Raw genomic sequence first — 24,299 nt, 5'->3', positions numbered from 1 at the left:
TTTTCTGTTCGCAAATCTAAGGATATTTCGCAAACTTGAAAACTTTTTGCGAGAAAACTTTCTATCAAAATGCAATTTCGACATTACAATCCGGAATATTTCTGTATACCCGAATTTTTTCCAAAAAAAATACCTACTTTTGCAAAGTAATTATTAGACTGGTGTAAAAGTGGCAAGAAAGAAAAAAGAGCTTCCCTTATTGGAGAAGATAACAATCATGGATGTGGCTGCCGAAGGAAAAGCCATCGCAAAAGTAAACGACTTGGTGATTTTTGTTCCCTATGTAGTGCCGGGTGATGTCGTAGACCTGCAAATCAAGCGTAAAAAGAATAAATATGCCGAAGCTGAAGCGGTGAAGTTTCACGAGCTGTCGCCCAATCGTGCTGTTCCTTTCTGCCAACATTATGGCGTATGCGGTGGCTGCAAGTGGCAAGTGCTCCCCTATTCAGAGCAGATCAGATATAAGCAAAAACAAGTGGAAGATAATTTGAGACGTATCGGAAAGATCGAACTTCCCGAGATTTCTCCGATTCTCGGTTCTGCCAAAACGGAGTTCTACAGAAACAAACTGGAGTTCACCTTCTCAAACAAACGCTGGTTGACAAACGAAGAAGTTCGTCAGGACGTGAAATATGACCAGATGAATGCGGTAGGTTTCCACATTCCGGGAGCGTTCGACAAAGTGCTGGCTATTGAGAAATGTTGGTTGCAGGATGATATATCCAACCGAATCCGGAACGCAATACGTGACTACGCTTACGAACACGATTACTCTTTCATCAATCTGCGTACACAGGAAGGCATGCTGCGGAATATGATTGTACGCACCTCCTCCACAGGAGAGCTGATGGTGATTGTTATTTGTAAGATTACGGAGGATCACGAAATGGAACTGTTCAAGCAGTTACTCCAATTCGTAGCGGACTCTTTCCCCGAAATCACTTCTCTTCTATACATTATTAATAATAAGTGCAACGATACCATCAACGATTTGGATGTGTACGTCTTTAAAGGGAAAGATCACATCTTTGAAGAAATGGAAGGACTACGTTTCAAGGTCGGCCCGAAATCATTCTATCAGACTAATTCGGAACAGGCTTATAATTTATATAAAATAGCCCGTGAATTTGCCGGGTTAACAGGAAACGAACTGGTATATGACCTCTATACAGGAACAGGAACAATTGCCAACTTCGTTTCACGCCAAGCCCGTCAGGTGATTGGTATCGAATACGTACCGGAAGCTATTGAAGACGCAAAGGTGAATGCAGAAATCAATAATATCAAGAATGCAATTTTTTATGCCGGTGACATGAAAGATATCCTGACACAGGATTTCATCAACCAGCATGGACGCCCCGACGTAATCATCACAGACCCTCCCCGTGCCGGTATGCACCAGGATGTGGTGGACGTTATTTTGTTTGCTGAACCGAAACGGATTGTATATGTAAGCTGTAATCCTGCTACTCAAGCGCGGGATCTGCAATTACTTGATGAGAAGTATAAGGTGAAGGCTGTTCAACCGGTAGATATGTTCCCTCACACTCACCACGTAGAAAATGTGGTATTGCTGGAACTTCGATAATCTGTGGTGAAAATAGAATCTCAAAAGAAAAAAGAAATGAAAAAAAGACCGAGAAAAACTCCTGCTGAAAAAGCACGTGCTCAATATACCAATTATGCAGTCAAAGAACCCATGGAATTAATGGAGTTCCTGGCTGCCAAGATGCCGGATGCAAGCCGTACGAAATTAAAAACATTATTAAGTAAGCGAGTGGTATTTGTTGATAATGTGATAACCACACAATTCAACTTTCCCCTTGAACCGGGCATGAAAGTGCAAATCAGCAAGCAAAAGGGAAAGAAAGAATTTAATAACAGATTACTGAAAATTGTATATGAGGATGCCTATATCATTGTTGTCGAAAAGATGCAAGGACTTCTATCCGTCAACACGGAGCGTCAGAAAGAGCGCACTGCCTACACGATACTGAATGAATATGTGCAACGCTCCGGACGTCAATTCCGTGTGTTTATCGTTCACCGCTTAGATAGAGATACTTCCGGTCTGATGATGTTTGCCAAAGATGCAAAAACGCAGCAGGTTCTACGTGACAACTGGCACGATATAGTGACCGACCGTCGGTATGTGGCTGTGGTGGAAGGAAGTATGGAAAAAGATTATGATACAGTCGTTTCCTGGCTGACTGATAAAACGCTTTACGTAAGTTCCAGTGAATATGATGACGGTGGATCAAAATCTATTACCCACTATAAGACAATCAAACGCGCTAACGGATATTCTCTGTTGGAACTCGATTTGGAAACTGGCCGAAAGAATCAGATTCGTGTACATATGCAGGATTTAGGCCATCCTATTATCGGCGACGGAAGATATGGAAGAGAGGATTCTCCCAATCCTATCGGACGCTTGGCACTCCATGCTTTCAAACTTTGTTTTTATCATCCGGTAACGGGAGATTTGATGGAGTTCGAGACGCCTTACCCGGCGGAATTTAAGAAGTTGTTTTTGAAAAGATAAATTCCTACATTCAAAAATAAAGCCAGAATCAACCATGACTCTGGCTTTATTTTTAATCTTTATCACTATTTTATTGACGACGCATATAGAATGGCTGTCCATTTATTCTATCCCTAAAATCCCGCCAATTATTATACCATGTTCCACTAAAGGTTCTATCGGTAGCTTCCGCACCCCAAATATAGGCATAAGTGTCATCACCATAAAAATACAATTCCATTGAATTATATCCTTCATCAATCCATCTCCACTCAAAAACCAAGTAATTCAGATCACCGGCAGAACCAATTGTGCCTTGATTTCTTGCGTTAAATGTCATAAGCGTACCTCTTCCCCAAGTATATGCCCCGAAATCAATTTCTTCATTCGTATACCACTCACCAGGCAGATTAAATTCTGTCTCGTCTTCACTTTCGCACGAAGTAAAGCCAACCAATAAAGTCAGCATCATCAAGATACCCGCATATCTCTTTATCATTTCCATAATTCTCTAGTTTATTGCGTTTATTAATACAAAATTAGCGTTTTTTATTTACTATACATCACAAGCCGCAAGTTTTTTGTACCTTTGCGAAGATAATATTAAAATTTCCGCATGAAACTTCTTTGGCTCGATTTAAATAGTTCGTACGCTCATTCTTCATTGGCATTACCTGCCTTACATGCCCAAATAGCAAATAATACAGACATTGAATGGTGTACGGTCTCCGCTACGATCAATGAAAACACCGGCAGTGTCGTCAATCAAATCTACCGCCATCAACCGGACATCATTGCAGCTACCAATTGGCTATTCAATCATGAACAACTCCTGCACATTGTTTCACGTGCAAAAGCATTATTACCTCACTGCTGTGTTATACTCGGAGGTCCCGAATTTTTAGGAGATAATGAAGCTTTCTTATATAAGAACAAATTTGTAAGCGGAGTGTTTCGCGGAGAAGGCGAAGAAGTATTTCCATTATGGTTAAAAGTGTGGAATCAGCCAAGAAAGGAATGGAAATCAATCACAGGACTCTGTTATCTGAATGAATCGGGAGAATATCAGGACAACGGGCTCGCCCGCGTCATGAACTTTTCAGAATTGGTTCCTCCTGAAAAAAGCCGTTTCTTCAATTGGAGCAAACCATTTGTGCAGTTAGAAACTACCCGGGGATGTTTTAACACCTGTGCTTTTTGTGTCAGTGGAGGTGAAAAGCCGGTTCGCACCCTATCTCTCGAAGCAATCAAAGAACGTCTCGACGTGATACACGAACACGGAATCAAAAACGTGCGAGTACTGGACCGTACTTTCAATTACAATAATAAACGGGCAAAAGACCTACTAAATTTATTCTGCGAATACCCGGATATTTGTTTCCATCTGGAAATTCATCCGGCACTACTTTCTGACGAATTAAAACAGGAATTAGCCACTCTGCCTAAAGGTCTGCTACATCTGGAAGCCGGTATTCAAAGTCTTCGGGAAAATGTGCTTGAACAAAGCCGGAGAATAGGAAAACTATCCGATGCCCTGGCCGGACTCCACTATCTATGTTCACTTGAAAACATGGAAACTCATGCCGACTTGATAGCTGGACTTCCACTCTACCATCTTTCAGAAATATTCGACGATGTCCGTACTTTAGCAGAGTATGGCGCAGGAGAAATCCAACTGGAATCCCTGAAATTACTTCCGGGCACCGAAATGCGAAGAAGAGCGGACGAGTTAGGTATACAGTATTCTCCACTTCCTCCATACGAAGTACTCCAGACTCGTGAAATCACGGTAGATGAGTTACAAACAGCACATTATCTGTCCCGCCTGTTAGACGGTTTCTATAACACTCCCACTTGGCGAAGCATCACACGTATACTAATATTGGAGAACCCACATTTCATACATGACCTACTCAACCATTTGGTCCGGACAGATGTCATCGACACTCCTCTTAGCCTGGAAAGGAGAGGATTAATCCTCTATGATTTCTGCAAGAATCATTATCCCGACTACCTGACACAAGTCAGTATTGCATGGATAGAAGCAGGTATGTCATTAAAAAAAGCTCCGGCAGAAAAAGTAAGAACCAAAAGACAATTACCTCCTGCAAGTTGGGAAGTAGTATACGGTGCATACCGCGAAAATCTACGACTATGTTTCCTCCCTGTCGATGAAGAAGGGCATGGCTACTGGTTTGGCTTTGAATCGGAAATTCAGAAGATACAACCGGTTTTCAAAGCTAAAAAATTATCATAAACAAAAGAGAAGTATTCCCATATTATGTGAAATATGCAATACCAATATAACGCTATACGAAAAAGATGGGAATGGATACCTCAAGTCAGCGTTTCATACGAATGGTAAATCCTATTGATAATCGAGGATCGAAAAGTTTTAGAAAGCAAGAAAGCATATTTTCCATTTATTCTCGTACCTTTGTCATACGATTAAATATGCTATCATAATGAAGAACTTTATCAAGGGATTCCGGTTTACCCCCTCTAATTATCCGGCAGAAGTAGAAGCAAAAATACAGAAATACAGAAAACAAGGTTACAAACTTCCTCCCCGTAAAGTACTCCGTACTCCCGAACAACTGGAAGGTATTCGGGAAAGTGCAAAAATCAATACGGCACTGCTGGATTACATTTCAGAAAATATCCGGGAAGGGATGTCCACTGAAGAGATTGATGTATTGGTATATGATTTCACCACCAGCCACGGTGCTATCCCTGCCCCACTCAACTACGAAGGATTTCCTAAAAGTGTATGCACAAGCATTAACGACGTGGTTTGTCACGGTATTCCCAACAAAAATGAGATTCTGAAAAGCGGAGACATTATCAATGTGGATGTTTCCACCATTTATAAAGGATATTTCTCTGATGCGTCCCGTATGTTTATGATTGGCGATGTCAATCCTGACATGCAAAGATTAGTACAAGTCACCAAAGAGTGTATGGAAATAGGTATTGCCGCCGCACAACCCTGGAAACAACTGGGTGATGTAGGCGCTGCCATCCAGGAACATGCAGAAAAGAACGGTTTCAGCGTAGTTCGTGATCTCTGCGGACATGGCGTAGGGATGCAATTCCATGAGGAACCGGACGTAGAGCATTTCGGCCGACGGGGTACGGGCATGATGATCGTACCGGGAATGACCTTTACCATCGAACCCATGATTAACATGGGAACCTACGAAGTCTTTATAGATGATGCCGACGGATGGACTGTCTGCACCGACGACGGACTCCCCTCCGCCCAATGGGAAAACATGATTCTGATTACTGAAACCGGAAACGAAATTCTGACGTATTAATGGAACTGATTCTACTTATTGTCATTGCCATATCAGTGATAGTCCTACTTGTATTATCACTAACCAAAGGCAACAATCAAGCCCAAGCAGAACAACTACAAATAGCCTTGCGTCAACAAATGCAGGAGAACCGGGAAGAACTGAACCGCAGCATCCGGGAACTCCGCATGGAAATGACGCAAACGCTGAACCAGAATATGCAGCAGCTCCAAGACGTTCTGCACAAGAATATGATGACCAGCGGCGAATTGCAACGACAAAAATTTGACACAATGGCCCGCCAACAGGAAACATTACTGAAATCCACCGAGAAACGACTGGATGACATGCGCCTGATGGTGGAAGAAAAGCTGCAAAAGACACTGAATGAACGCATCGGACAATCATTCGAAATCGTTCGTTCGCAACTTGAAAACGTACAGAAAGGACTGGGAGAAATGAAATCCCTGGCCCAAGATGTCGGCGGACTCAAAAAGGTATTGAGCAATGTGAAAATGAGGGGAACATTCGGTGAAGTTCAACTGGGTGCACTCTTAGAACAGATGATGAGCCCTGAACAGTATGACGCCAACGTAAAAACGAAAAAGAGCGGAACTGAGTTTGTAGAATTTGCCATTAAACTTCCGGGAAAAGACGATGCCAACAGCACTGTCTACCTCCCTATCGACGCCAAATTTCCCAAAGACGTATACGAGCAGTATTACGATGCGTTCGAAGCAGGAGACACAGCATTGATGGAATCGTCCGGCAAACAACTGGAGAATACGATCAAGAAGATGGCAAAAGATATCCATGAAAAATATGTAGATCCGCCTTTTACCACAGATTTTGCCATCATGTTCTTACCGTTTGAAAGTATTTATGCAGAAGTAATTCGTCGTACAAGTCTTGTTGAAACGCTACAGAAAGAATATAAAATTGTAGTTACGGGACCGACAACATTAGGAGCTATTCTCAATAGCCTTCAAATGGGATTCCGTACATTGGCTATCCAAAAACGTACCGGAGAAGTCTGGACCGTATTAGGAGCTGTTAAAACGGAATTCAGCAAATTCGGAGGATTACTCGAGAAAGTACAAAAAAACCTGCAAAGTGCCGGCGACCAACTCGAAGAAGTGATGGGAAAACGAACACGTGCCATCGAACGCAAACTGCGGCAAGTGGAACAGTTGCCACACGAAGAAAGCCAGAAAATTCTACCGATCGACGGAATAGAAGACGAATTTGTAGACGAACCATAAATCAGTATCCCCCTTCATCACACTCTTCCCCTATAAAGGAACCAAGTAAAATGAAGGGGGATTTTGTATACCTTATAATCCAAATATATCGTCATTATTAGTTTATATAATAATGTAAGACTATTTTGCAGGGGTACACTTACACCCATTATCTTAATCAGTATAACTTCGCAAAGCCAAGTTCTTCACCCACAATACAAAGATACCGGTCAGAATCAGATTCAACACCAGAGTAAGCACAGAAATCACCAATGCCGGTCCACCCAAGTTATAACCCAATGCTATGAAAATAATTCCGGCTCCTACCTCACCACGGGTAAACATACCGATAGAAAGAGCCAGTCGCTCGCTTAACTTCCGGTCACGGTAAAAGAACATCGGACAAAGCTTTCCTATATTCGACAATAAAGAGACAATCACCACATGAAACAGAATCATTCCCCACGACATCATCTCCTGCGAACCGGTGACGGAATAAGCACCTGCGTGAGTCTCCGCAAAGTTCACTCCAATAAAATGCGGCATACTCATCCCTACCAGGAACATAAAGAAAAATGAAATTCCGGTAGAAACCTTTCGTTCCACGGGCGTGTCATGTTCCTTATGTTTCATAATCATACCCAACACAAATGCAGGCAACAGGACTTCAATATGAATGCTTCCCTCCTCCCCATACAATTCCTTACTACCGAGATAAAGAATTTGAGTAGCCAAAAATACGATTATCGAATAAAAAAGGATAGCCTTCCAGTCCTGACGCCAATCGTATTTATTCAGCCTTTGCCAGCCGATTGATAATAACAGGAACACAATCACTACCACAATAATCAACTGCCAGCGCAGCCCGATCATCATAATCTGAAGAGGAATCATCAAAAGAATCGTATCCAAATCATCGAAAATAGCCAATACCTGTATCTTCTTATAAATCCAACTGGACTTTAGCCCGATAGCCGCCAACATCGTAAACAAAATACCGGCTGATGTCGGTGCGGCAAAACGGCTTAACAGCAAATTCTCCTTCCATGCTTCCCAACTATTCCAAAAATCGGGCGGAAGCAATATAAACACATAATAAATGGCAATCATAAACCACGGCAAAGCAGCCGTAGCCATTGCAATAAAATAATCCTGGGCGTAACTTTTCCACCGTGTCTTATCAAGAACAAATTCACGGCCTACATTAATCATTATAAAACTAAGGCATACATAGAGTAGTACATTCGAAATGGATTTAACGGCTCCATAGCCATCGCCTGCCATCATCGGCAGGAATTGCGAAATGACGAGCCCCAACATCAGGAAGCCCGAAAAAGACAGAACTTTTCTCATATTTATAGTTGTTTGTTTCTAAAAAGTGATTGCCAAGGAAAGCTCTGCAGACAGAAGGCAATCACCTGGTGTATTAAAAACTAACCGCAAGTCAATTTGTTCAGAACATATCTCTGAAAAATTGCTTGCGGCAATATTTCTAATCCAGCTTCAATACGGCGAGGAAGGCTTTCTGCGGCACTTCCACGTTACCGATTTGTTTCATTCGTTTTTTACCTCTTTTCTGTTTTTCAAGCAGTTTACGTTTACGGCTCACGTCGCCACCATAACACTTCGCGGTCACATCCTTACGAACCGCCTTAATGGTTTCACGAGAAATAATCTTCGCTCCGATAGCTGCCTGAATGGCAATATCAAACTGTTGACGCGGAATAAGTTCCTTCAACTTCTCACACATCCGGCGTCCCATATCGTAAGCATTGTCAATATGTGTCAAAGTGGAAAGCGCATCCACAGGCTCACCGTTCAAGAGTATATCCAACTTCACCAATTTAGAAGTACGGAAACCATTCGGATGATAATCAAACGAGGCATACCCTTTGGAAATACTCTTCAACTTATCATAAAAGTCAATCACAATTTCTCCCAAAGGCATATTATAGTAGATTTCCACCCGGTTACCGGAAATATATTCCTGTTTGATCAATTCACCACGTTTACCCAGACAAAGCGTCATGATAGGACCGATATAATCGGTAGTAGTAATAATAGACGCTTTGATATACGGCTCTTCGATATGGTCAATCATGGTCGGGTCGGGCATACCACCAGGGTTGTGCACTTCCTTCATATTACCTTGTTTATCATATATATGGTAAGAAACGTTCGGCACCGTAGTAATCACATTCATATCAAACTCACGGTCCAGGCGTTCCTGCACAATCTCCATGTGGAGCAATCCGAGGAAACCACAACGGAAACCAAAACCCAGAGCCAACGAAGATTCCGGCTGGAAAGTCAAAGACGCGTCATTCAACTGCAACTTTTCTAAAGACGCACGAAGATCTTCAAAATCCTCCGCCTCAATCGGATAAACTCCGGCAAACACCATCGGCTTCACTTCCTCAAAACCGGCAATAGCCTTTTCACACGGACGGGCAATATGCGTAATTGTATCTCCCACTTTCACCTCCTTAGAAGTTTTGATACCGGAAATAATATATCCTACATCGCCCGTACGAAGTTCGTTACGAGGCACCATATCCATTTTCAACACCCCTACTTCATCAGCATCATACTCTTTTCCCGTATTGAAGAACTTCACCTTGTCTCCCTTGCGAATCATACCGTTTTCAATCTTGAAATAAGCAATAATTCCACGGAAAGAATTGAATACAGAGTCGAAAATCAAAGCCTGCAACGGCGCCTCTTCATCTCCTTCGGGATGAGGAATCCGCTCAATCACAGCCGCCAGTATCTCTTCCACTCCCATCCCCGTTTTGCCGGACGCACGGATTACTTCCTCCCGTTTACAGCCCAACAATTCAACAATCTCGTCTTCCACTTCTTCGGGATTGGCGCTTGCCATGTCACATTTATTAATCACCGGAATAATCTCAAGGTCATGCTCAATGGCCATATACAGATTCGAAATCGTCTGCGCCTGCACTCCCTGTGAAGCATCGACAATCAGCAACGCACCTTCACATGCAGCAATAGAACGCGATACCTCATACGAAAAGTCCACATGTCCCGGGGTGTCAATCAAGTTAAGGATATACTTCTCACCCTGATAAGTATATTCCATCTGGATAGCATGGCTCTTGATAGTGATCCCTCTTTCCTTCTCCAGATCCATATTATCAAGCATCTGCCCGGAAGTCACCTGAATGGTATGTGTAAACTCCAACAAACGGTCAGCCAAAGTCGACTTACCGTGATCAATATGAGCAATAATGCAAAAGTTGCGTATATTCTTCATTCTGAATTCTTATTATTTTATCTTTTTGGTGTGCAAAGATACGTAAATGGCGGAATAAAAAAAAATGCGTTGATAACATTATGATCATGTACCAACGCATTTTTTTATTGCTTAAGTGAGTTACTCGCTTAGATCAATTTGATGAAGAGTTCACCTTCAACTTCTTCCACAGAGACTTTGTCTTCTCTCAATAACCAGCCAAGGCCGAGAAACAGATCTTTGTCAACCAATTTAGTTGCTTTTTTAAGCTGCTTGGCAGTCATTCCTTCTGTTTCGTTCAGTGCATTCCAGATAGTACCTGCAATTACACCAGCTTTTTCTTTCAACATTTGCTTTGCAATTTTAGTTAGACATGCATAAAATCTTTCCAGCCAAAAGACTTTCAGATTTTATTTCGGAGGCAAAGATAGTTATTTTTATGTTATATAACATTTTATTGAGCACTTTTTTACCGTTTTTGTAATAAAAAAGCATTTTAGGACCTTATTTGGGATGCTTTTCGAGATATTCAGACCAAATTCTTGCCGCTTCTTCGACCATTTTTGCACAGGGACGCTTGCTATAATATTGAGTAGTACGCTCTTCCGGAATAGTGGAAACCGGCTCTTTTTTCTTTAATCCCAACAATTCGCCACAAATCAACGAGCCGTTACGCTTCTTAAATTCAGCCGCCAATTCTTGCACTACCGCATAATTGGCAGCTTTTCCTTCCCGGTCAGTTGCTTCCGTAGCACCGGTTTCCAAGCCTGCCACCAGAAACATGCCGCAGGCAGCCCCACACGTTTCACGCATCCGTCCGATGCCCCCGCCAAAAGAAGCACTCATACGCAATGCCTGTTCCTGTGTAAATCCATACATGTCCGCAAAAGCCGCTACTACCGACTGCGAGCAGTTATATCCACTCTTAAAAAGCTCCACCGCTTTCTGTATTCTATCTTCCATAAACTATTTTGCATTTTTAAGGTGTCTGCCTCTGCGAGTTTCGCGACGGAAGAGACACCCGTAAATTGAGTATTACCATTCTATAATATTTCCAAAGCCATTGGACAATGGTCGGAATGTACGGCCTCATTCAAGATATACGCCCGTTTCAACAGCGGGCGTACCGGCTCACTGACCATACAATAATCGATTCTCCAGCCTTTATTCCTGGCACGCGAATTAAAGCGATAGCTCCACCAGGTATATTCCTGTCTCTCCGGACAAAGCGTACGGAAAGAGTCCACATATCCCGCAGACAGGAAACGCGTCATCCATTCCCGTTCTTCAGGAAGGAAACCGCTGTTGGTCGCGTTCCGGACAGGGTCATGAATATCAATCGGCTCATGGCAGATATTATAATCACCACAAAGAATCAAGTTGGGACGAGACTTCTGCAACTCCATCACGTATTTCTGGAAATCTTCCAACCACACCATTTTAAAGGCCTGGCGTTCATCCCCGCTTGTTCCCGAAGGATGGTAAACGCTGACCACCGACAAGTCACCGAAGTCCGCACGGATGAAACGTCCTTCATTGTCATATACTTCCATTCCCATACCGTATTCCACATGGTCCGGTTCCCGCTTGGTAAGTATGGCCACCCCACTGTATCCTTTTTTCTGTGCGGAATACAAATAAGACTTGTAGCCCAACGCTTCAAACACTTCTCCCGGATATTGGTCCGGTTGCAGTTTCGTCTCTTGCAGACAAAGAATATCAGGATTCTCCTGCGCCAGCCATTCCGGTAATCCTTTAGATACGGCAGCGCGTAGTCCGTTCACGTTATAAGTAATAATCTTCATCATTCTATATTTATAAATTCGTGTTCATTTTATGAAAACAAAAGCATAATGTTCAGTACCGAAACAATAATAGCAATCGAATATAATACAAACGTACTCCAACGGCTATTGACATAATCCCCCATCACCTTTCGGGAAGACGTCAGTCCCACCTGTAAAAACACGGTGAAAGGCAATTGAATACTTAGTACCATCTGCGAAATAATCAATCCTTTAAAAGGATCTCCAATAAAGAAAATCAGCAATAAGGCAATTCCCAAAGACAAGAGGACTCCCACCTGCGAGTGACTGTCCCTGATATGATAAGACTCGCCGAAAATACCTGCAAAGATAGAGCCTGCCGCCATTCCGCTCGTTATGGTTGAGGAGATACCCGCCATCAGCAGTGCCAATGCAAATACAATTGCCGCATTACTTCCCAATAAAGGTTCGAGCAAGGACTTAGCCTGTTGCAACTCTTCTACCTGAATACCACTTTTAAAGAAAGTGGCGGCCGCCAGCAGAATCATGGCACTGTTAATCGCCCAACCGACAATCATTGAGAAAAGAGTGTCAAACAACTCATATTTCAATACCTTCTTAATAGAAGCATCATCTTTCTTATTGTACTCGTGACTCTGTATCACCTCCGAATGAAGGAACAGATTATGAGGCATCACTACCGCTCCCAGCACGCTCATGATAATCAGCATACTTCCTTTCGGGAAAGAGGGAGTCACCCACCCCGCCGCAGCAGCCGGCCAATCTATTTCCACCAAAAACAATTCATAAATAAACGAAAGCCCGATTACGGAAACGAACGCAATGATGGAACGTTCTATTTTTTTATATGAATTAGTGAAAAGCATAATGGAGACAAAAAGCGTAGTCAACACAGCTCCCCATATAATAGGAATATCCAATAACATTTCCAATGCGATGGCACCTCCCAGAATTTCCGCCAGGGAAGTAGAGATCGACGCCAGTACTGCCGTGCCAAGAATAGGGCGTGACACCCATTTAGGAGTGTACTTAGTGGCCGCCTCCGAAAGGCAAAGCCCGGTAACAATACCCAAGTGGGCAACGTTGTGCTGAAGAATAATCAGCATGATGGTAGACAAAGTAACCACCCAAAGCAAGGAATAGCCGAATTCGGAACCGGCTGCGAAATTAGAAGCCCAGTTTCCCGGATCAATAAATCCTACAGTAACCAGCAGCCCCGGACCAATATATTTAAAAACATCCAGTCCACCCAGATAGCGTTTATGATCTTTCCGTCTTAAGTCTTGAAAAATATTCTTCATTTTTGCATAATAGTTTTTTTAACTTCACAAATATACTTATAAATAACGAGTGAAGATCAATTTTAGTTCAAAATACCGACAAGTAAGTAAACGATAAAAACGGATAAAATTCCGATAGAAAGGAAGCGGATAGCATATAACTATTTTGCAGGGGATTTTAAGGAAAAGGAAATAAAGATTTAACAAAAAACAGCCCCCGACAAACCAATTGCCAGAGGCTGAAAATTAAAAATAAAAAAAAACAAAAAAATCGTCAATTAATATCCCATTTCATGCAATGCACGACACAATTGATCGGGACATGAAGTCGGTCTGCCACCACAACGCACTCCTTCGAGTTTTGTGATAACATCCGCCACCTTCATCCCTCTCACAAGGCGGGAAAGACCTTGAAGATTACCATTACATCCTCCCCAGAAAGCAACTTCTTTCACCACTCCATCTTCCACATTCAGTTCGATATTCGTGCTGCAAGTCCCCTGGGTCTTATAAACATATTCCATAACCTTGCTTTACTCTTCTCCCCCTTCCGGTTGCATGTTGGTATAGACAGTCTGCACGTCATCAAATTCTTCCAGACGTTCGATCATCTTATCCAATGTTTCGCGTTGTTCCGGAGTAACCTCTTTCAGGTCGTTCGGAATATAAGTGAAGTCTCCGCCGACATCTTCAAAGCCACATTCTTCCAAATGTTTCTGAATAGCGGCATAGCTCTTGGGATTACCATAGATAGTGATTGTTCCCTCTTCATCATCTTCTTCATATTCATCTTCCACATCATAGTCGATCAGATCCAGAATCAGTTCTTCCATATCCAATCCGTCTTTCTTCTTGAAAGTGAATACACATTTGTGGTCGAAAAGAAATGCAAGAGAACCCATTGTACCCAAATTACCACCGAACTTATTGAATACCGAACGGACATCAGCCACCGTACGAGTCGTGTTGTCTGTCAATGTGTCTACAAACACAGCAATACCGTGAGGACCATATCCTTCATAAGTCATACTCTTGTAGTCACTCTGGTCTTTACCCATCGCGTTTTTGATAGCACGCTCAATGTTATCCTTCGGCATGTTTTCACGCTTACAAGTAGCGATCACCGAACGCAGTGTCGGGTTGTTTTCAGGTTCCGGACCGCCTGCCTTTACAGCGATAGCGATTTGTTTACCCAGTCTTGTAAAAGTTTTAGCCATGTGGCCCCATCTTTTCAGTTTAGCGGCCTTTCTATATTCAAATGCTCTTCCCATTGGTTTATATTTTTAATAATGACAATTTTAAGTTTATCTAAGTTTGGCACCCAGTTTATCTTCCAGGTTCTTCACCAGTTTCGACATGATCTTATCAATCATCTTATCATTCAAAGTCTGGTTTTCATCCTGAAGCAGGAAGCTCACTGCATACGACTTCTTACCCGCTTCGAGATTCTTACCTTCATATACATCGAAGAGTTCCACTTCTTTCAACAGTTTCTTCTCTGTTTCGTATGCAATCTTTTCGATTTCGGCAAATTGTATATTCTTGTCAAGCAACAATGCCAGGTCGCGTTTCACAGCAGGGAATTTAGAGATTTCCTTGTAGCTGATCTTCACAGAACGGATGGCTTTCATCAATTCCTTCCAGTTCAGGTCGGCATAATACACTTCATTGTCGATATCAAACGCTTTCAACAGCTTCTTAGTCACAACACCGAAAGAAGCAAGACGTTTTCCGCCCTTCGTGTTGACAGAGAGTGCGGCAGCAAAAATATCGTCTGTCAGATTACCGACAACCAGATTGTGCAAATCCAGTCCCAGACGTTTCAATATATTTTCTACGTACGCTTTCAATTCATACACCGAACTGTTTTCATCCGCATGCGCCCATGAATTGGAAACCTTCTTACCGGTTACCCACAAGCCCAGGTGATAATCTTCCGAGTAAGGAGCCAGTACCTTCTCTTCGTTCTTCTTGTCAGCATTGAAATAATAACAGTTACCGAATTCGAAGAACTTCAAATCAGCGTTCTTACGATTGGCGTTATGAGCAATACTTTCCAGTCCGCCGAACAGCAAAGTCTGACGCATAGCGTTCAGATCAGCACTCAACGGATTGAGCAGCATCACCAGGTGATTGGACGGATAAGCCTCCAGACCATCATAATAAGCCGCACGGGTCAGTGAGTTGTTCAGAATTTCATTAAATCCACAGCCCACCAGTTGTTCTGCAATCAGGTTCTGCAATTTATTCGACTTGTCGTGCTCACCCTTTGTAGTCAGGCTGGAGTTCAGCGTAGTCGGAATTTCGACATTATTATATCCGTAGATACGAAGAATATCTTCAATCACGTCGCAATCACGCTGCACATCTACACGATAAGGAGGCACAGCCAATGTCAGTCCTTCTGCCGTTTCATTGGTAATCTTCATTTCCAGGCTGGTCACAATGCTCTTGATTGTCTCTACCGGAATCACTTTACCTACCAAAGAATGTACTTTTTCGTAAGCAAGATCGACGATAAAATCCTGTGCAGGAGTCGTAAATACATCTTTTATTTCAGAAGAAATCGTACCGCCAGCCAGTTCTTTCACCATCAAAGCAGCCAGTTTCAAGCAATAAATCACACTATTCGGATCGATGCCACGTTCGAAACGGAAAGAAGCATCCGTATTCAACCCATGACGACGGGCTGTCTTACGCACCCATGTAGGATGGAAATAAGCACTTTCAATGAATACGTCTGTCGTAGCTTCCGTAGAACCGGAGTCCAGTCCGCCGAATACGCCGGCAATGCACATGGCCTCTTCCTTGTTGCAAATCATCAAGTCGCGTTCATTCAGTTTACGCTCTACTTCATCCAACGTAACGAACGGAGTACCTTCAGGCATTGTCTTTACAATCACTTCGTTGCCTTTAATCTTTCCGGCATCGAAGCAGTGCAACGGCTGACCGAAAGCATGAACGATATAATTCGTAATATCCACTACATTATTAATAGGGCGCACACCGATCAGACGCAATTTGTTTTGCAGCCATTCCGGACTCTCCTTCACCGTTACACCTTTCACGGTAACACCGGCATAATGCGGACAAGCTTCGCTGTTTTCAACCTTCACTTCGATATTCAAGTCATGGTTTTCCACCTTAAAGCCATCCACCGACGGACGTTGTAAAGTTGCCTGACGACCGTTCTGAATCAGATAAGCGTACAGGTCGCGAGCTACCCCATAGTGAGAGCAGGCATCCGCACGGTTAGGCGTGATGTCCACTTCCAATACATAGTCACTCTTGATATTATAATAATCCTTGGCAAGCGTACCCGGAACAGCATTTTCCGGCAATACGATGATACCTGCATGATCCGTACCGATCCCAATTTCGTCTTCAGCACAAATCATACCTGTAGATTCTACTCCACGGATTTTTGATTTCTTGATGGTAAAGCATTCGTCACCGTCATAAAGTTTCGTACCTAAAGTAGCTACCACCACTTTCTGTCCGGCAGCCACGTTCGGGGCACCACAAACAATCTGTACCGGTTCACCGTCTCCCAGATTGACAGTAGTAATATGCAAATGGTCAGAATTAGGATGTTCCGCGCAGGTCAGCACTTCCCCGATCACAAGTCCTTCCAAACCACCTTTAATGGTTTGCACTTCTTCCACACCGCCAGTTTCCAAGCCGATAGAAGTCAACGCAGCAGCCGTTTCATCAGGCGTCAGGTCGAAGTTGACATACTCTTTCAGCCAGTTATAAGAGATATTCATATACTTAATTTTTTATTGTTTCTCAAAAAGATTCGCAAAGTTAATAAGATTTTTCGGTTGACCGAGAAGGTTTGATAAAAAATTGCGCGTTATTTCACCACAGAGGACGCAACTAGAACGGCAAAGGCCCATCCCCCGGTGTTCCGAACGGATTGCCCGTCTGTGGCATAAAATCAGGCGCGGGAGGAGGCGCGGAACCGACATTACCAGTATTCATCTTCGATCCCAGCATAGCCCCGGCGGGCTCACCCGGCATCGGGATAACCATATCGTCCTCCGGATTAGAGAAACGGGTAAATTCTCCCTTGAACCGGAGCAACACTTCGCCTACCGCACCGTTACGATGCTTGGCGATGACAATCTCCGCCATACCGCGCAGGTCATTACCACGATCATCCTGATAAATCTTATAGTATTCGGGACGGTGGATAAAGCATACCATATCGGCATCCTGCTCGATGGCTCCCGATTCACGAAGGTCACTCAACTGCGGACGTTTACCATCGATACCTTCACGACTTTCCACACCACGATTCAACTGCGACAGTGCGATGATCGGAATATTCAACTCTTTTGCCAGTCCTTTCAACGAACGGGAAATGGTACTAACCTCTTCCTGGCGGCTACCAAACGCCATACCGCTTGCATTCATCAACTGAAGGTAGTCAATAATAATGATTCTCACCCCATGCTCACGTACCAAACGACGTGCTTTCGTTCGAAGTTCAAATACAGACAGAGACGGAGTATCATCCACGTAAAGCGGCGCATCCATCAGATTCTTCAGTTTATAGTCCAACTGTTGCCACTCATAACCTGCCAACTGTCCGCTCTTGATCTTTCCACTTTCAATCTCGCAGACATTCGCAATCAAACGGTTCACCAACTGAACGTTACTCATTTCAAGAGAGAACAACGCCACCGGATTCCGATAATCGACAGCAATATTCTTAGCCATGGAAAGTACGAAGGCTGTCTTACCCATCGCAGGACGTGCAGCGATAATGATAAGGTCGGAATTCTGCCAACCGGAAGTCATTTTGTCGAGCTTTGTGAAACCACTCTCAAGACCGCTCAAACCGTCGGTTCGCGCCGCAGCTTTCTGAATCAACTTATAGGCCTCGTCAATCACCGGATTGATCTGCGTATAATCCTTTTTCATATTCTGCTGCGAGATCTCGAAGAGCTTACCCTCCGCTTCCTGCATCAAGTCGTCCACATCCAGCGTTTCATCGAACGCTTTACTCTGGATATTGCTTGTAAACGTAATCAGATCACGTGCCAGAGATTTCTGCGCAATAATACGGGCGTGATACTCAATATGTGCCGATGAAGCCACCTTACTACTCAATTGAGTAATATAGAACGGACCTCCCACCTCTTCCAGTTCTCCGCGTTTGCTAAGTTGTTCCTTTACAGTCAGAATATCCACCGGTTTCTGATTCACCGCAAGATCGGTGATAGCAGAATAAATCAACTGATGCCGGTGTTCGTAAAAAGATTCGGGACGAAGAATCTCACTCACCAATGAGTAAGCATCCTTTTCAATCATCAAAGCTCCCAGAACTGCTTCTTCCAGTTCAGGTGCCTGCGGCTGAATACGACCATAATCATTTACCGGTTGTACTTTAGTAGACTTTGCATTGCGGGTATTTCTTTTCTGTTCGGCCATGAAGATATTAACTATTTTACAATTTGCTATTTACTATTCGCGACCGGACATACTCCATAAATAACAGAGTTCTTCCGGTCGGGACGACAAAGATAGAATATAATCATGAAGAATGGATAAGGAAAAATGAAGATTTTACTAACTTTGTCCCCGAATGACATTCAACACATGATTAATTGTCATGTGCAGCACTGCAAATAGTAAATTGTAAAATAGTAAATATGCTCGCCTTTCCCAATATTAAAATAAACCTGGGGCTCTCCATCACCGAGAAACGCCCGGACGGATATCACAATCTGGAAACTGTTTTCTATCCGGTAGCACTTGAGGATGCCCTCGAAATCCGGACTTCTTCTGAAGCTGAAAAGAAGATTACCCTCCACCAGTATGGTATGGAAATAGCCGGCAATCCGGAAGACAACCTGGTGGCAAAGGCTTATTCACTGCTGGACAAGGAGTTTCACCTTCCCCCTGTCGAAATTCATTTGTACAAGCATATTCCTTCGGGAGCCGGACTGGGGGGCGGTTCATCCGATGCCGCTTTTATGCTGAAGTTGCTCAACGATCATTTTCAGTTGGAATTATCCGAAGAACAGCTGGAGGTATATGCCGCCACTTTGGGAGCGGACTGTGCTTTCTTTATTAAAAACAAGCCGACTTATGCCGAAGGTATCGGAAACATCTTCTCACCGATCGAGCTTTCATTAAACGGCTATCAAATCATGATTGTCAAACCGAACGTTTTCGTTTCCACCCGGGAAGCCTTTTCAAATATCCATCCGCACCATCCGAAATATCCGGTCAAAGAGGCAATCCTGCGTCCGGTTGCAGAATGGAGGAATATCCTAATCAATGATTTCGAGGCAAGTGTGTTCCCTCAACATCCCGTTATCGGAGAAATCAAAAGGGAACTCTATAATCAAGGAGCAATCTATGCCTCCATGAGCGGCTCCGGCTCTTCAGTGTTCGGACTGTTCGCCCCCGGAACGTCCCTACCGGAAACAATTGAAGGAAGAGACGTTTTCTGTTTCAAAGGAAAGCTATAAACATAGTATTGTTCGCCCGTACCGGGCGAATAAAAAAACGGTACCACGACTCACGTCGTAGTACCGTCACAACACAAACACAAAATAAAACACGACAAAACTACTATGCAATCTTTCCTGTCTATGCCGGGGAGGCATAAGTACTATTTACGTATATTCGCATACTCATAAACAGCTTCAGGTCGATTGGCATCAAATAAACAAATCGCATGCACGATTTGTTTAATCTTTTATGTTAATTTAAAAACAGAATTCTTTTATTGGATCCCTCTTTCACGGAGTTTCAGCTGCCAGTTCCATGCAGAACGTAAAGTATCTTCCAAAGTTTCTACAGCCTTCCAACCCAGTTCTTTGTTTGCGAAATCCGGATTCGCCCAAACTTTTTCAATGTCGCCTGCACGACGTCCGACAATCTGATAATTCAGTTTTACGCCGGTGGCTTTTTCAAAGCCATTTATTAATTCCAATACAGAAACGCCACGTCCTGTACCGATATTGAACACTTCCACTTTCTCTTTTTGCGTCTTTTCCAAGATACGACGGATAGCAATCACATGGGCTTTAGCCAAGTCAACGACATTGATAAAGTCACGGATACAAGAACCGTCCGGTGTATCATAATCGTCACCAAACACACTTAGTTTCTCACGGATACCAATGGCGGTCTGGGTCAGATATGGAATCAGGTTTTGAGGAACTCCATTGGGAAGTTCACCCAGCAATGCCGTAGGATGCGCACCAATCGGGTTGAAATAGCGCAACATAATCGCATTGATCGGAGCACCTGAAGCTACCGTATCACGAATAATTTCTTCATTGATCTGTTTCGTATTTCCATAGGGTGATTCCGCTTTCTTAATCGGAGCCTTTTCCGTTACCGGCAGTTCATCCGGCTGGCCGTATACTGTACAGGAAGAAGAGAACACAATACCTTCTACTCCATGTTTTGGCATCAGTTCGAGCAGGTTAATCAAAGAAACCAAGTTATTACGGTAGTAAAGCAATGGTTTCTGTACCGATTCTCCTACTGCTTTGCTTGCTGCAAAGTGAATGATCGCCTTAATTCCTTTATATTTTGTAAATACTGCATCAAGACCTGCAAAGTCCAGACAGTCCAGCTTTTCAAAAACTGGGCGAATACCGGAAACTTTCTCTATATTGTCAACGACGTCAGCACTTGAATTTGATAAATTATCGATGATGATTACTTCATATCCGCTGTTTTGTAGTTCTACAACAGTATGAGACCCTATGTATCCTGTCCCGCCTGTTACTAAAATTCTTTCTTTCATATACTTTATAAAATGGTTAGTTTCTCGGCTTATTATTGTTTGAGTTACAAATGTATGGAAATAAAATGGAATAGCAATAATCTGCCACCATTTTATTTATCAAAAAGTGATTAAGGTACGATTTGGTAGCAATTAGGTATAAAAAAGAATTGGAAACTCAAATCTGTATGTCGCCACACAGCAGAGCTTCCAATCCCCTATTTAATTATCAACTGTAAATCCTTACACCACGCCGGAGAATCCCATGAATGCCATAGCAAGCAAACCGGCGGTAATCAAGGCAATCGGAGTGCCTTGCATTCCTTTCGGAACTTTCACGAGGCTCATCTGTTCGCGCAATCCGGCAAAAAGCACCAGTGCCAGACCGAAGCCGATAGCCGTAGAGAACGCGTACACAACACCTGTCAGCAGGTCGTAGTCTTTCTGAATCACCAGGATAGCCACACCAAGAATACAACAGTTGGTGGTAATCAAGGGCAAGAACACGCCCAAAGCCTGATACAGAGCAGGCGATACTTTTTTCAGAATGATTTCCACCATCTGTACCAATCCGGCAATGACCAGAATGAATGTAATGGTCTGCAAATATCCCAGTCCGAAAACATCCAATACAAACTTCTGAATCAGGAAGGTAACGATGGTAGCGATGGTCAACACGAAAGCAACCGCAGCGCTCATACCCATCGCAGTCTCTACTTTCTTGGATACGCCCAGGAACGGACAGATACCCAGGAACTGCGACAACACGATGTTGTTTACAAAGATTGCCGATATAAATATCAATATATATTCCATATTCTTTTCTTATTTAATTGAATTAGGCTTTCTTGAAACTGTTAATCAGCGCGATGAGATAGCCCAAAGCGATGAAAGCACCCGGAGCCAACACAAACACCAACATTCCATATTCTTCCGGCATGATGGTCAGATCGAAAATCTTACCGGTTCCGAGGAATTCACGAACAGCACCCAACAATGTCAGGGCAATGGTGAAACCAAGCCCCATGCCGATACCGTCGAACATAGAAGCAACTGCGTTATTCTTGGCAGCGAAGGCTTCGGCACGCCCCAACACAATACAGTTCACCACAATCAACGGGATGAAAAGACCGAGCGTAGCATACAGTCCCGGCACGTATGCCTGCATCACCATTTGAAGCAAGGTTACGAAAGACGCGATCACCACGATAAACGACGGGATACGCACCATATCCGGAATCAGGTTCTTGATTAAAGAGATCACCACATTCGAGCAGATCAATACGAACATGGTAGCCAGTCCCATACCCATACCATTGATGGCCGACGAAGTCGTACCCAATGTAGGACACATACCGAGCAGGAGTACAAACGTAGGATTCTCTTTGATAATCCCGTTCATCATTACTTTAAAGTTATTCATTATCTGTCTCCTTTCTTATTTAGCACTGACCGAATCAGTAAGTTCAACTTTTATTGTGGCTCCCGTAGCTGCGTCTGCGTCTGTAGCCTTTTGAGATGCACCGCTGACACCGTTCACTTCACCACCTTTGGCTTTATAGGCTTGATAGGCAGCATTCACCGCATTCAGGAAAGCACGTGAAGTAATGGTAGAAGCTGTAATGGCATCCACCGTTCCCCCATCTTTGCTGACGGTCAGCGGAGTTTCACCCGGATTCATCCCCAAAATAGATTTCGTACTCGCTTCGTGAGATACAGCCTGTTCTCCCTTGGCCGGGTCGTATGCTCCGAACCATTTGTCGGCTTTAGAGCCCAGTCCCGGAGTTTCCGCGTGAGCGAGCAACGAGTAATTATAGATTTTACCTTCGGCGTTAAAACCTACCAGCACTTTCAGTTCGCCGCCAAATCCCATTGATTTAGCTTCGACAGCCGTTCCTACAAGTTCTTCGCCGTTCTTGGCGGGATAAACGATGAAGTCAACGTTCTTCTTTCCGTCTTTCTCGCTGAAGATCGTATCGCTTTCCGCTACCGGATTATTGGTAAATTCGGGAAGAACCTTTTTCAAGGCCTCGTTCAGCGTCTTCGCGTTCGCTTCGGCAATGGGGCCTTTTGTCAGTTCGTTTACATAAGCCAGCAACGCTACGGAGACAGCCGTCACGCCCGTAAGCACCAGCAACATATTCTTTAAAGATGATTGTAACTTTTTCATTTCTTCTTCGCTACCTCCCCAAAGCGTTTAGGTTTACAATAGGTGTTAATCAGCGGAGTGAACGCATTCATAATCAGGATGGCGAACGACATACCTTCGGGATAGGCACCGAACAGACGGATGACAACCGTCAGCAGACCGATACATACACCATAAATCAACATTCCTTTTTTGCTCATCGGAGAAGTCACATAGTCGGTTGCCATAAAGACAGCACCCAGCATCAGACCGCCGGAGAGCAATTGCAATACCGGAGAAACGTATTTTTCAGGATCTGCCAGGTGCATGATACCTGCAAAGATAAACACGGTAGCCAGGATAGACACAGGAATATGCCAGGTGATGATTTTCTTCCAGAGCATATAAACGAGTCCGATCAGCAGGGCCAGTGCACTCACTTCACCCAAGCATCCGCCATTCTGTCCGATCAGCAAGGTCAATGCGTCCGGAATCTGGCTTAAAGCGGCAGTGTCACCGTAGATGGCTTGCTTCATCAATGCCAGCGGAGTGGCACCGGTGGTAGCATCCGTATAAGCGGTCAACTGTCCGACTACCGGCCAGCTGGTCATCTGTACCGGGAAAGAAAGCAAAAGGAACACGCGTCCTGCCAATGCCGGATTGAAAGGATTGCAGCCTAATCCGCCGAAAGACATTTTGCCTACACCGATAGCAAACAGTGCACCCAGAATGATAATCCAGACAGGAAGATTAGACGGTAAGTTGAATGCCAGCAACACACCTGTGATGATGGCAGAGCCGTCGCAGATGGTAGTGGTAGGTTTCTTCATTAAATATTTCCCGATCGCCCATTCGAAGAACAAACAAGCTGCAACGGAAGTAGCCGTGACAATCAGGGCACCCAGTCCGAAGAAATAGAGAGACACCAGAAAGGCCGGAATCAGTGCGATCAGCACGCCATACATATTTTTCTGTACGCTGTCTCCGCCATGAACGTGGGGCGATAGTGATACGATTAATTTATTTTCCAT

Annotated in this window: 22 protein-coding genes and 2 pseudogenes; 8 read left to right on the top strand and 16 right to left on the bottom strand. The window is 43.7% G+C overall.

Features of this window, described 5'->3' with window-relative positions; translation table 11 throughout:
- Positions 1-217: 217 nt before the first annotated feature.
- Positions 218-1,588 (top strand): 23S rRNA (uracil(1939)-C(5))-methyltransferase RlmD, encoded by a 1,371-nt coding sequence (gene rlmD / locus I2I04_RS15625; protein ID WP_229067707.1) that lies wholly within the window; start codon positions 218-220, stop codon positions 1,586-1,588.
- Between the two features lie 36 nt (positions 1,589-1,624).
- The gene (locus I2I04_RS15620; RefSeq protein WP_143258716.1) at positions 1,625-2,545 is read left to right on the top strand and encodes an RluA family pseudouridine synthase; all 921 of its coding nucleotides are present in this window, start codon (positions 1,625-1,627) and stop codon (positions 2,543-2,545) included.
- A gap of 70 nt (positions 2,546-2,615) precedes the next feature.
- Here I2I04_RS15620 and I2I04_RS15615 read toward each other — a convergent pair whose 3' ends face one another.
- The gene (locus tag I2I04_RS15615) at positions 2,616-3,029 is read right to left on the bottom strand and encodes a hypothetical protein (protein WP_195655408.1); all 414 of its coding nucleotides are present in this window, start codon (positions 3,027-3,029) and stop codon (positions 2,616-2,618) included.
- Positions 3,030-3,140: 111 nt separating this feature from the next.
- Between I2I04_RS15615 and I2I04_RS15610 the strand changes: the two genes are divergently transcribed.
- From I2I04_RS15610 to I2I04_RS15600, 4 genes and pseudogenes are all read left to right on the top strand, one after another.
- Positions 3,141-4,781, top strand: coding sequence for a B12-binding domain-containing radical SAM protein (locus I2I04_RS15610; RefSeq protein ID WP_195655407.1), 1,641 nt, complete (start codon positions 3,141-3,143; stop codon positions 4,779-4,781).
- A 33-nt stretch (positions 4,782-4,814) separates the two neighbouring features.
- A pseudogene (locus I2I04_RS23285) lies at positions 4,815-4,889 on the top strand (DUF4858 domain-containing protein); the annotation flags it as partial.
- 100 nt (positions 4,890-4,989) lie between these two features.
- Positions 4,990-5,844 carry a type I methionyl aminopeptidase gene (map, locus tag I2I04_RS15605; RefSeq protein ID WP_008643702.1) on the top strand — a complete coding sequence of 285 codons (855 nt, stop codon included), beginning with the start codon at positions 4,990-4,992 and terminating at the stop codon, positions 5,842-5,844.
- Positions 5,844-7,085: a DNA recombination protein RmuC gene (locus I2I04_RS15600; protein WP_143258720.1), complete on the top strand. Its 1,242-nt coding sequence runs from the start codon at positions 5,844-5,846 to the stop codon at positions 7,083-7,085. Before map ends, I2I04_RS15600 begins: the two co-directional genes overlap by 1 nt.
- 153 nt (positions 7,086-7,238) lie before the next feature.
- Here I2I04_RS15600 and I2I04_RS15595 read toward each other — a convergent pair whose 3' ends face one another.
- The 6 genes from I2I04_RS15595 to I2I04_RS15570 all read right to left on the bottom strand — a co-directional run bounded on the left by I2I04_RS15595 (position 7,239) and on the right by I2I04_RS15570 (position 13,405).
- Positions 7,239-8,417, bottom strand: a complete 1,179-nt coding sequence (locus I2I04_RS15595) for a sodium:proton antiporter (protein WP_143258721.1) — start codon at positions 8,415-8,417, stop codon at positions 7,239-7,241.
- Between the two features lie 139 nt (positions 8,418-8,556).
- The gene (lepA, locus tag I2I04_RS15590) at positions 8,557-10,338 is read right to left on the bottom strand and encodes a translation elongation factor 4 (RefSeq protein WP_004312779.1); all 1,782 of its coding nucleotides are present in this window, start codon (positions 10,336-10,338) and stop codon (positions 8,557-8,559) included.
- A 128-nt stretch (positions 10,339-10,466) separates the two neighbouring features.
- A complete protein-coding gene (locus I2I04_RS15585) occupies positions 10,467-10,667 on the bottom strand; it encodes a winged helix-turn-helix domain-containing protein (protein WP_004295603.1) in 201 nt (66 codons plus the stop codon).
- A 154-nt stretch (positions 10,668-10,821) separates the two neighbouring features.
- Positions 10,822-11,280: a C-GCAxxG-C-C family protein gene (locus I2I04_RS15580; RefSeq protein ID WP_143258722.1), complete on the bottom strand. Its 459-nt coding sequence runs from the start codon at positions 11,278-11,280 to the stop codon at positions 10,822-10,824.
- An 80-nt stretch (positions 11,281-11,360) separates the two neighbouring features.
- A complete protein-coding gene (locus tag I2I04_RS15575) occupies positions 11,361-12,122 on the bottom strand; it encodes an exodeoxyribonuclease III (protein ID WP_195655444.1) in 762 nt (253 codons plus the stop codon).
- A 29-nt stretch (positions 12,123-12,151) separates the two neighbouring features.
- A complete protein-coding gene (locus tag I2I04_RS15570) occupies positions 12,152-13,405 on the bottom strand; it encodes an Nramp family divalent metal transporter (RefSeq protein ID WP_143258723.1) in 1,254 nt (417 codons plus the stop codon).
- Between I2I04_RS15570 and I2I04_RS23675 the strand changes: the two are divergent.
- Positions 13,387-13,458, top strand: a pseudogene (locus I2I04_RS23675) (hypothetical protein); the annotation flags it as partial. The gene I2I04_RS15570 and the pseudogene I2I04_RS23675 sit on opposite strands and share 19 nt — an antisense overlap.
- 204 nt (positions 13,459-13,662) lie before the next feature.
- Here I2I04_RS23675 and I2I04_RS15565 read toward each other — a convergent pair.
- From I2I04_RS15565 to dnaB, 4 genes are all read right to left on the bottom strand, one after another.
- A complete protein-coding gene (locus I2I04_RS15565; RefSeq protein WP_008022698.1) occupies positions 13,663-13,908 on the bottom strand; it encodes a TIGR03905 family TSCPD domain-containing protein in 246 nt (81 codons plus the stop codon).
- A 9-nt stretch (positions 13,909-13,917) separates the two neighbouring features.
- Positions 13,918-14,655 (bottom strand): YebC/PmpR family DNA-binding transcriptional regulator, encoded by a 738-nt coding sequence (locus tag I2I04_RS15560; protein WP_143258724.1) that lies wholly within the window; start codon positions 14,653-14,655, stop codon positions 13,918-13,920.
- Between the two features lie 33 nt (positions 14,656-14,688).
- Positions 14,689-17,151, bottom strand: coding sequence for a phenylalanine--tRNA ligase subunit beta (gene pheT / locus I2I04_RS15555; protein WP_195655406.1), 2,463 nt, complete (start codon positions 17,149-17,151; stop codon positions 14,689-14,691).
- A gap of 112 nt (positions 17,152-17,263) precedes the next feature.
- Complete coding sequence (gene dnaB, locus I2I04_RS15550; RefSeq protein ID WP_143258726.1) at positions 17,264-18,823, bottom strand: replicative DNA helicase; 1,560 nt, start codon at positions 18,821-18,823, stop codon at positions 17,264-17,266.
- 221 nt (positions 18,824-19,044) lie between these two features.
- Between dnaB and ispE the strand changes: the two genes are divergently transcribed.
- A complete protein-coding gene (gene ispE / locus I2I04_RS15545; protein ID WP_143258727.1) occupies positions 19,045-19,869 on the top strand; it encodes a 4-(cytidine 5'-diphospho)-2-C-methyl-D-erythritol kinase in 825 nt (274 codons plus the stop codon).
- A gap of 257 nt (positions 19,870-20,126) precedes the next feature.
- Here the strand turns inward: ispE and galE are convergent, their stop codons facing one another.
- The 5 genes from galE to I2I04_RS15520 form a co-directional block, all read right to left on the bottom strand.
- On the bottom strand, positions 20,127-21,161 hold the full coding sequence (gene galE, locus I2I04_RS15540; RefSeq protein ID WP_074705183.1) for a UDP-glucose 4-epimerase GalE: 1,035 nt from the start codon (positions 21,159-21,161) through the stop codon (positions 20,127-20,129).
- A 222-nt stretch (positions 21,162-21,383) separates the two neighbouring features.
- Entirely contained in the window at positions 21,384-21,956 is a 573-nt protein-coding gene (gene rsxA, locus I2I04_RS15535; protein WP_004303570.1) for an electron transport complex subunit RsxA, read from the bottom strand.
- Between the two features lie 22 nt (positions 21,957-21,978).
- Complete coding sequence (gene rsxE / locus I2I04_RS15530) at positions 21,979-22,563, bottom strand: electron transport complex subunit RsxE (RefSeq protein ID WP_004295586.1); 585 nt, start codon at positions 22,561-22,563, stop codon at positions 21,979-21,981.
- Between the two features lie 15 nt (positions 22,564-22,578).
- On the bottom strand, positions 22,579-23,310 hold the full coding sequence (locus I2I04_RS15525; RefSeq protein ID WP_120069932.1) for an RnfABCDGE type electron transport complex subunit G: 732 nt from the start codon (positions 23,308-23,310) through the stop codon (positions 22,579-22,581).
- Positions 23,307-24,299: an RnfABCDGE type electron transport complex subunit D gene (locus I2I04_RS15520; protein ID WP_143258728.1), complete on the bottom strand. Its 993-nt coding sequence runs from the start codon at positions 24,297-24,299 to the stop codon at positions 23,307-23,309. The genes I2I04_RS15525 and I2I04_RS15520 overlap by 4 nt, the downstream gene beginning before the upstream one ends.

This window comes from Bacteroides sp. 1001136B_160425_E2 (assembly GCF_015559655.1).
In the GTDB taxonomy this organism is placed as follows: Bacteria; Bacteroidota; Bacteroidia; order Bacteroidales; family Bacteroidaceae; genus Bacteroides; species Bacteroides luhongzhouii.
The sequence above is the reverse complement of the archived record's forward strand: the minus strand, read 5'-3'. Positions and strand labels throughout refer to the sequence as shown.

What these genes read in the sequence shown, in the direction of transcription:
- rlmD (WP_229067707.1), top strand. Translation starts at nt 218, where the DNA reads ATGGATGTGGCTGCCGAAGGAAAAGCCATCGCAAAAGTAAACGACTTG.
- I2I04_RS15620 (WP_143258716.1), top strand. Translation starts at nt 1,625, where the DNA reads ATGAAAAAAAGACCGAGAAAAACTCCTGCTGAAAAAGCACGTGCTCAA.
- I2I04_RS15615 (WP_195655408.1), bottom strand. Translation starts at nt 3,029, where the DNA reads ATGGAAATGATAAAGAGATATGCGGGTATCTTGATGATGCTGACTTTA.
- I2I04_RS15610 (WP_195655407.1), top strand. Translation starts at nt 3,141, where the DNA reads ATGAAACTTCTTTGGCTCGATTTAAATAGTTCGTACGCTCATTCTTCA.
- map (WP_008643702.1), top strand. Translation starts at nt 4,990, where the DNA reads ATGAAGAACTTTATCAAGGGATTCCGGTTTACCCCCTCTAATTATCCG.
- I2I04_RS15600 (WP_143258720.1), top strand. Translation starts at nt 5,844, where the DNA reads ATGGAACTGATTCTACTTATTGTCATTGCCATATCAGTGATAGTCCTA.
- I2I04_RS15595 (WP_143258721.1), bottom strand. Translation starts at nt 8,417, where the DNA reads ATGAGAAAAGTTCTGTCTTTTTCGGGCTTCCTGATGTTGGGGCTCGTC.
- lepA (WP_004312779.1), bottom strand. Translation starts at nt 10,338, where the DNA reads ATGAAGAATATACGCAACTTTTGCATTATTGCTCATATTGATCACGGT.
- I2I04_RS15585 (WP_004295603.1), bottom strand. Translation starts at nt 10,667, where the DNA reads ATGTTGAAAGAAAAAGCTGGTGTAATTGCAGGTACTATCTGGAATGCA.
- I2I04_RS15580 (WP_143258722.1), bottom strand. Translation starts at nt 11,280, where the DNA reads ATGGAAGATAGAATACAGAAAGCGGTGGAGCTTTTTAAGAGTGGATAT.
- I2I04_RS15575 (WP_195655444.1), bottom strand. Translation starts at nt 12,122, where the DNA reads ATGAAGATTATTACTTATAACGTGAACGGACTACGCGCTGCCGTATCT.
- I2I04_RS15570 (WP_143258723.1), bottom strand. Translation starts at nt 13,405, where the DNA reads ATGAAGAATATTTTTCAAGACTTAAGACGGAAAGATCATAAACGCTAT.
- I2I04_RS15565 (WP_008022698.1), bottom strand. Translation starts at nt 13,908, where the DNA reads ATGGAATATGTTTATAAGACCCAGGGGACTTGCAGCACGAATATCGAA.
- I2I04_RS15560 (WP_143258724.1), bottom strand. Translation starts at nt 14,655, where the DNA reads ATGGGAAGAGCATTTGAATATAGAAAGGCCGCTAAACTGAAAAGATGG.
- pheT (WP_195655406.1), bottom strand. Translation starts at nt 17,151, where the DNA reads ATGAATATCTCTTATAACTGGCTGAAAGAGTATGTCAACTTCGACCTG.
- dnaB (WP_143258726.1), bottom strand. Translation starts at nt 18,823, where the DNA reads ATGGCCGAACAGAAAAGAAATACCCGCAATGCAAAGTCTACTAAAGTA.
- ispE (WP_143258727.1), top strand. Translation starts at nt 19,045, where the DNA reads ATGCTCGCCTTTCCCAATATTAAAATAAACCTGGGGCTCTCCATCACC.
- galE (WP_074705183.1), bottom strand. Translation starts at nt 21,161, where the DNA reads ATGAAAGAAAGAATTTTAGTAACAGGCGGGACAGGATACATAGGGTCT.
- rsxA (WP_004303570.1), bottom strand. Translation starts at nt 21,956, where the DNA reads ATGGAATATATATTGATATTTATATCGGCAATCTTTGTAAACAACATC.
- rsxE (WP_004295586.1), bottom strand. Translation starts at nt 22,563, where the DNA reads ATGAATAACTTTAAAGTAATGATGAACGGGATTATCAAAGAGAATCCT.
- I2I04_RS15525 (WP_120069932.1), bottom strand. Translation starts at nt 23,310, where the DNA reads ATGAAAAAGTTACAATCATCTTTAAAGAATATGTTGCTGGTGCTTACG.
- I2I04_RS15520 (WP_143258728.1), bottom strand. Translation starts at nt 24,299, where the DNA reads ATGGAAAATAAATTAATCGTATCACTATCGCCCCACGTTCATGGCGGA.